Source organism: Streptomyces iconiensis (genome assembly GCF_028657195.3).
Lineage (GTDB): Bacteria > Actinomycetota > Actinomycetes > Streptomycetales > Streptomycetaceae > Streptomyces > Streptomyces iconiensis.
The window spans coordinates 97,308-104,758 of the sequence record NZ_JANCPR020000034.1 but is presented as its reverse complement, the minus strand read 5'-3'; the positions used below and the strand labels follow the sequence as shown (position 1 = coordinate 104,758).

Sequence of the window (7,451 nt, the reverse complement as noted above, 5' to 3'; positions counted from 1 at the left end):
CCCACCAGCTCCGCCCCCGCCCCCTGCCCGTGCCCCGGCCACTGCCTGAGTGACGGCGGCACTACCAGCGGCGTAGACGACGGCATCCCCGCCAGCGACCCCGACCCTGGCTTCGCCCCCGACCCCGGCCCGGGCCCGGACATCGCCCACGCCTTCACCCACGGCCCCGGCTTCGGCCCCGGCCCCGCCGTCCGGGGCGCCCCCGACCCCGCCCCCGGCGGCGCCACTGACCTCGGGTACGGCGGGAGTCGCCGCCCCCGGCAGCCCCGTGTCCCAGGCGACCCAGCTCTGCCACGGCGTGACGGGAACGAACATCAGCCGGGCGCCCGCCAGTTCGCGCGGTGGGTAGTCGCGCGAGTTGATCTGCAATCTGCTGTCGCCGAGCCAGCGCATCCCCGGCCGCATGTCATCCAGCGCCGCCGCCCAGCCGCCCTGGCTCAACTGGGCCGTGCGAGCCACCACGTCCGCCTCCAGCACCCGTCGCCGCCGGGGCCAGGAAGGCAGCACCGTCTCCCGCCACACCCACTCCAAGGTGTCCGCCGTACGTTCCGGCAGGTCGTCCCGCTCCAGCAGGGCGGGCAGCCGTTCCTCAAGCGCCACAACCAGGTCTCTCCGCGCGGCCTCGGGCGGCGTCTCCCGTACGGATGCCACCTCGTGCGCGAAGTCGGCCTCGCCTTCGAACTCGGGCGGTGGGGTGAGGTAGTCCGCGTTCCATCGAGGCCGCAGGGCCGCCCGCAGGATGTGCGCCGCGAGGGGGTCGCGGGCGAGCCGGCGCCGGTAGGCCCCCAGGTGGGTGCCCAGCCACGCCCGTTCGCCGGGATGGGTAGCGGTTCCGCGCTGCAGGACCTTCAGGCTCGCGATGGTCTCGGCCAGTGGCGAGATGACGAACCGGCTGCTCGCGAGCGTGTCCGCGTTGACCTGCCACCACCCCATGTTTCGCCTCCCTGCGAAACAGTAACGATCCCCTTCCTCCCACCCAAGACTCTCCCCATGCGCACCTACACCGAGCTGTTCCGCGCTCCCGAGTTCACCCCTCTCTTTCTGACCAGCACACTCCAGGTCGCGGGACAGACCGTGAGCGGACTGGCTCTTGGCACTCTGATCTACGAGGCGACCGGCTCGCCCCTTCTGTCCTCCCTCGCGATGTTCGGCCCGTCCCTGGCCCAACTCATCGGCGCGGCCACGCTGTTGTCGGCGGCGGACCGGCTGCCTCCGCGCGCCACGATGACCGCGTTGCTGCTCGCCTTCGCCCTGGGCACCACGGTCCAGGCCGTGCCCGGGCTACCGGTGTGGGCCGCGTTCACGGTGCTGCTGGTGCTGGGCGTGCTGGCCTCCCTGGGCGGCGGCGTGCGCTACGGCCTCCTCAACGAGATCCTCGCCAAGGAGGGATACCTGCTGGGCCGCTCCGTGCTGAACATGTCGGCCGGCACGATGCAGATCTGCGGCTTCGCGCTCGGCGGCATCCTCCTGGTCACGCTCTCCCCACGCGGCGTGCTGCTGACAGGTGCCGCGCTGTACCTCGCGGGGGCCGTCGTCGCCCGGTTCGGCCTCGCCGCCCGGCCACCTCGCGCCACCGGCCGCCCGTCGGTCGCGGACACCTGGCGCAACAACGCCCGCCTCTGGGCCTCCCCTCCCCGTCGCTCCATCTACCTCGCTCTCTGGGTGCCCAACGGGCTGATCGTCGGCTGCGAATCCCTCTACGTCCCCTATGCGCCCCACCACGCGGGGCTGCTGTTCGCCTGTGGCGCGCTGGGCATGCTCGCCGGGGACACCCTGGCCGGCCGCTTTGTGCCCCTGCGGTGGCGGCAGCGGCTCGGGGTACCGCTGCTGCTGATGCTCGCCGCTCCGTATCTCGTCTTCTTCCTCCATCCCCCGCTCTCCGTCGCGCTCCTCCTTGTCACGCTGTCGAATGCCGGTTACGCCGCCAGCCTTCTTCTCCAGGAGCGACTGATGACGCTCACCCCCGAGGAGTTGAGCGGGCACGCCCTCGGTCTGCACTCCTCCGGCATGCTCGCCATGCAGGGTGTGGGCGCCGCCCTCGCCGGAGCCGTCGCCGAGCGCACCTCTCCCTCCACGGCGATGACCGCCCTCGCCGCCGTCTCGCTCGCCGTCACCCTGAGCCTCGCCCTCCGCCTGCGCCCCGGCCGCCCGCCGGAACCCTGGAAGGCGCAGGACACGCCGGAGGAGCCCCACGACCCGGCGTCGATACCCGCCACCCGGCGCGCATGAACAGGGCACACATCAGTCCGCCGCGCCCCCTGAACTCACCGCGCCCACAAGGGAGGTGAGGAGCTGCCCCTCCAGGAGGACGACGAGGCAGCCACACGGGCAGGTGACGTACTCCAGCTCGCCCAGTGAGGTGGAGTGCCGGGAACGCAGGATCCAGTTGTGTGTCCCCGCCGGAGCCGACCGCCAGCAGACGGGGCACTGGTCCACTTCGAAGCCGGGCCCCGGACTGGAGCCGGGGGCCGGTCCACCCTCCGCGCCCGGTCCGCAGCCGGGACCCGGGCCCGAGCCGGGACTCCGGCCCGAAACGAGGCCCTGACCCGAGGCTGGATCCTGACCCGAAGCGGGACGCCGGCCGGAGGCGGGGCCCGAAGCGAAGCCGAGGACGGGGGCTTGGCCTGGGGCATGGTCGGGAGCTGAATCGCGAGCGGAAGGGCTGTCGGGAAGGGTTCCGTCGCGATACCGGTGTCTTTCTGGGGGAGTTGGCCGCATACGAGCAGCGTGGCGTCACCCTCTAAAGCAGTTCAACCGTTACATGTGCACTGCCTTGCCCCCTCAGACCAGTTCGCCGCCCACTCCCGAGCGGCCCGAGGGGACACTGACGAGGTGTACCGTCACGCGCTCCCGTATCTCCTCGCCGAACACCGCCACCACGCCATCGGTGAGGGCGGATATCAGCTGGGCCGGCGCCTTCTCGAACTGCGGGAGGGCGAAGGCGCCTTCGCGCAGCCGCAGCGTGACCACCGGTGCGAGCTTGCGGGACGGGACCCCGCCCTCGCCCCAGTACCCGTCGGGGATGCCGAACAGCTCCACGACGACCAGTTCGCGGAACCGCTCGCCGTACACGGCCACGACCGCCTCGGTCAGCTCGTGGATCAACTGGGGCTCGGCCGTCCCGTCCAGCGCCTCTTCGTGAATCCGCACGTCAAAGTGGGGCATGGCGACACTCCATTCGGCAAGGTGAAGACCCGGATCGCTAACATGGCGTGCTGGCGACACTCCCTTTGACAGCAAAGCATCTTTGATAACAAAGGTAAGAGGAGGATGGACCCGTGTCAACGGACAGACAGCAGAAGGGACTTGCCGAGGACGACGCCGTGCGTGCGCTGCTCCTGCTCATGCCACGCATCGTGGGCCGGGTGAAGCGGGTCCCGGTGCCCGAAGAGCTCCAGTCGCTGGCGCTCGCCCCCCGCCACCTCTCGCTTCTCTCGTATCTGCTCTTCGACGGACCGCTGACCGTCAACGACCTCGCCGCACGGCTGGAGGTCGCCCCCACGACGGTGAGCCTGATGGTGGGCGAGCTGAGCCGTAAGGGCGTACTGGAGCGGCACGAGGACGAACGGGACAGGCGCCGCCGCATCGTCAGCATCACGGAGGCCAGGCGGCCCACCATCGCCGGCTGGCTCGCCCGTGGCGCGACGGCGTGGCGGCACGCCATGACCGAGCTGTCGCCGGCCGAACGCGCCCTGATAGTCGGCACGTTGCGCGCCTACGAGGACGCGATGACGGCGGAGGAGGAGGAAGGCGGCGAGGCCGGCGGGAACTGACCGCGGCGCCCCGGCCCGAGAACCCCGGCCCTCGAAGAACCCCTTCCGGACGCCGCCCGGAGAACCCCTGCCCGCCATCCGTACGCCCGGAAAACCCCTCCCCGACCCTTGAAGTCCATCGCATCCCCTGAACTGGGGTGTTGCGACAACCGCTAGAACTCAAGGACTCCGCCGGGCCCTCGAACTCGCCCCACGCCCGTGGTGTCATCGACGTATGCACTTCAACCATTACGGCGGCGAGGCGGCGAGGCTGGCCGCCGATCTGGTGAACGCACCGGCGCCCTTCACGCCGGAGGCCCTTGAACCCCTGCTGGCGGCGCACGACATCGCCGAACGCGTCCTCAGCCCCGAGCAGGCGCAGGAGACAGCGGCCTGGGCGCTCCGGCTCGCCCCCTGCTTCGCACCACAGGACACCGAGGAGCGCTGCCGCAGGGTCAACGAGCTGCTGTCCGCTGCGGCGAGCCGCCCGTACATCACGACGCACGACGGCCACGGCCCGCATCTCCACTACAGCGCCCCCGACGCCGGTCCCGCGGCGCACATCCGCGCGGTCACCGCCGCCGGGCTCGCCTACGTCGTCTGCTTCGCCGCTCCCACCCGCCTCGGCCGCTGCGCCCGCATCGCGTGCGCCCGCGCGTACGTCGACACCTCACGCAACGGCCGCCGCGCCTACTGCACCGTCCGCTGTGCCAACAACGACGCCGTGGCCCGCCACCGCCGGCGCACCGAACCACGGACATGACCGCTCCACGCTGCCGGCCACCGGTCGCCCGCGAACCGACCCTGGAGCGCGACGAGGGCCCGTACGGATCACTCCGTACGGGCCCTCGGTCGTGCCGTCGAACACGACATCGCGACATCGCGCGAACGCGAGAACGCGAGAACGCGAAGCGCAGGCGCAGAGCCTCAGATCAGGCCGAGACCGCGGACCGCGTCGCGCTCCTCGGTCAGCTCCTTGACCGAAGCGTCGATGCGGGTACGGGAGAACTCGTTGATCTCCAGGCCCTGGACGATCTCGTACTTGCCGTCCTTCGTGGTGACCGGGAAGGAGGAGATGATGCCTTCCGGCACACCGTAGGAGCCGTCCGAGGGGATGCCCATGGAGGTCCAGTCGCCGTCGGCCGTGCCGTTGACCCAGGTGTGGACGTGGTCGATGGCCGCGTTCGCCGCCGAAGCGGCCGAGGAGGCGCCGCGGGCCTCGATGATGGCGGCGCCGCGCTTGGCGACGGTCGGGATGAACTCGTCCGCGAGCCACTTCTCGTCGTTGACCAGCTGTGCGGCGTTCTTGCCCGCGACCTCGGCGTGGAAGATGTCGGGGTACTGCGTCGCGGAGTGGTTGCCCCAGATCGTCAGCTTCTTGATGTCTGCGACCGGGGAACCGGTCTTCTTCGCGAGCTGGGTCAGCGCGCGGTTGTGGTCGAGGCGGGTCATCGCGGTGAACCGCTCGGCCGGTACGTCGGGGGCCGAGCCCTGCGCGATGAGCGCGTTCGTGTTGGCCGGGTTGCCGACGACAAGCACCCTGATGTCGTCCGCCGCGTGGTCGTTGATGGCCTTGCCCTGCGGCTTGAAGATGCCGCCGTTGGCCTCCAGCAGGTCGCCGCGCTCCATGCCCTTGGTACGGGGGCGGGCGCCGACGAGCAGCGCGACATTGGCGCCGTCGAAGGCCACGTTCGGGTCGTCACTGATGTCGATGCCCTGGAGCAGCGGGAACGCGCAGTCGTCCAGCTCCATCGCGGTGCCCTCGGCCGCCTTCAGCGCGGGGGTGATCTCCAGCAGGCGCAGCCTGACCGGCACGTCAGCGCCCAGCAGCTGGCCGGAGGCGATTCGGAAGAGCAGCGCGTAGCCGATCTGACCGGCGGCGCCGGTGACGGTGACATTAACGGGAGTGCGGGTCATGGCTTTCTCCGTAGTACCTGGCGTGGCTGGCGGGTGGCCGGAAGTCTCTCTACGTCAAGAGACCCATCAGCCAGGCTATCCGACCCCGGACGCACCTCACCCCCGGGTCCGGCCCGAAGTACCGGGCGGATCCGGGGGTGCGGCGCGAGGCCGGACACTGGCGCCGCACCGCAGGGCTGACCGCGAGGTGCGCTGCCGCTTCGCGGCGAAGTTCACCGCAAGGTGCGCCACCGGTTCGCGGCGAAGTTCACCGCGGGGGTCACTGCACGGTCTTGCCCGGTGTCACGCAGCCCTTCGTACCGACGGCGAGCGTGGCACACGCCTTTGCGTCGTTCGGGTTCTTCACCGAGACCATCTCGGTGTACGCGTCATTGGTCGTGCCGACCTTGTCGCTTTCGGCCTGCCCGCCGGGAGCCGTGATGCGCAGCGCGTCCTTCGTCGAGGCGCTGGTGATGCGCGCCCATGACGCCTTGCACACCTTGCTGTGCCGGACCTCGATGTAGCTGGGTCCGACCCATGCCGAGCTGGTGGTCTTTGCGTACTGGCCGCCGCAGCCCATCGTCTCGGGGTCCTTGCCCGAGCACTCCTCGCCCGAACACTTCACGCCGGAGGGCAGGTTCTGCGACTTCTTGGTGGGCGAGGGCGAAGCCGACGCCGTGTCGTCGCCCCCGCTGCCGAGGTCGATGAAGAAGACGGCAGCCGCTATCACGACGAGCGCGCCCACGAGCCCGGCGAGGAACATCGTCGTCCTGCGCCGTCCCGCGCCCTGCTTGACCGCTCTGCGTCCGCCACCGCCGCCGCCCGGAGCCGCCGGTGTGGCGGGACCCGGCATGTCGGAGCCCGCGGGAACGGGTGGCTGCACGGTGGTCGCAGGGCCGCCCCCGTCTCCAGCGCCGGGGCCCATGGCGCCCGCGCCGGGACGGCCGGCACCCGCACCGGCGCCGGGGCCCGGCGCGCCGACGCCGGGGCCTGGAGCGCCGGTGCCCGGGCCCACCGTACCCGCGCCGCCTGGCCCGGAAGCGCCCCACGCGGCGAGGTCGACCCGCTGCTGCCCCTGCTGCTGCGAGGCCACGGGCGGGCCGTGGCTGCGGCCCTGCTGTCCCGGTGCGCGATCGCGCGTACCGGCCGCGCTGCCCGTGGCGCCGAGCACGTCCTTGCGGAGGGGCGTGGTCCCCTTGTCCGGGCCCGACGCACCGTGCCCGTCCCTGCGGAGCCGCGCGGTGCCCTTGTCCTGGCCTGCGACGGGCGGTCGCCGCAGCGCGCGCGTACCGTCCTCGGGCCCGCTGGTCTCCTGGCTGGGAGAGTGCGAGGCCGAGGAAGCCGAGGCGGCCGAAGCCGCTGCGGCGGAAGAAGACGCGGCTCCGGAAGTGGACGGCGGCGCCGTTGTGCCGCCGCTTCCCTGCCCCCGTGCCTGTTCCGAGGGCATCGGCGGCGCCACCGGACCTTCGCCACCGGCCCCCGCGCCCCCCGCACCGGAACCTGCCCTGCCTTTACGGCGCCTGCGTCCCCTGTCCTTGTCATCGCCGAACTCACCCAGCGCGGCCCGCGCCTGGGCGACCTGTATGGCCTCCATCGTGACGTCGTGCCGCATCTCACTGCGGCTCCACGCCCGTTCGGCCAGCTCCCACATCGTGCCCAGGTGGCGGACATCGGTGCCCGTCACCTCGGCCAGCGCCTGCGTCGCGCCTCGCGGCGGCAGCAGCCGTCCGTTCAGATAGCGCTCCCACGACGACTTGCTGTAGCCCGTGCGGTCCGCGATGGTGGCGACGCTCATACCGCTAC

At 71.6% G+C, this 7,451-nt stretch carries 7 protein-coding genes; 3 read left to right on the top strand and 4 right to left on the bottom strand.

What is annotated here, in order from left to right:
• Positions 1-933 (bottom strand): transcriptional regulator (locus NMN56_RS29420; protein WP_283742518.1); only part of this gene is annotated, 933 nt, incomplete at its 3' end.
• Between the two features lie 57 nt (positions 934-990).
• On the opposite strand from NMN56_RS29420, the gene NMN56_RS29415 reads away from it, so the two are divergent.
• Positions 991-2,229, top strand: coding sequence for an MFS transporter (locus NMN56_RS29415; RefSeq protein WP_274040222.1), 1,239 nt, complete (start codon positions 991-993; stop codon positions 2,227-2,229).
• Positions 2,230-2,781: 552 nt separating this feature from the next.
• On the opposite strand, the gene NMN56_RS29410 is transcribed toward NMN56_RS29415, so the two are convergent.
• Positions 2,782-3,165 (bottom strand): tautomerase family protein, encoded by a 384-nt coding sequence (locus NMN56_RS29410; protein ID WP_274040223.1) that lies wholly within the window; start codon positions 3,163-3,165, stop codon positions 2,782-2,784.
• A 179-nt stretch (positions 3,166-3,344) separates the two neighbouring features.
• Between NMN56_RS29410 and NMN56_RS29405 the strand changes: the two genes are divergently transcribed.
• Positions 3,345-3,773 carry a MarR family winged helix-turn-helix transcriptional regulator gene (locus NMN56_RS29405; protein WP_274040540.1) on the top strand — a complete coding sequence of 143 codons (429 nt, stop codon included), beginning with the start codon at positions 3,345-3,347 and terminating at the stop codon, positions 3,771-3,773.
• Between the two features lie 214 nt (positions 3,774-3,987).
• Positions 3,988-4,515 (top strand): CGNR zinc finger domain-containing protein, encoded by a 528-nt coding sequence (locus NMN56_RS29400; protein ID WP_274040224.1) that lies wholly within the window; start codon positions 3,988-3,990, stop codon positions 4,513-4,515.
• Between the two features lie 164 nt (positions 4,516-4,679).
• Here NMN56_RS29400 and NMN56_RS29395 read toward each other — a convergent pair whose 3' ends face one another.
• Positions 4,680-5,669: a malate dehydrogenase gene (locus NMN56_RS29395; protein WP_274040225.1), complete on the bottom strand. Its 990-nt coding sequence runs from the start codon at positions 5,667-5,669 to the stop codon at positions 4,680-4,682.
• Between the two features lie 259 nt (positions 5,670-5,928).
• Positions 5,929-7,443 (bottom strand): helix-turn-helix domain-containing protein, encoded by a 1,515-nt coding sequence (locus tag NMN56_RS29390; protein ID WP_430542737.1) that lies wholly within the window; start codon positions 7,441-7,443, stop codon positions 5,929-5,931.
• Between the last annotated feature and the right edge of the window lie 8 nt (positions 7,444-7,451).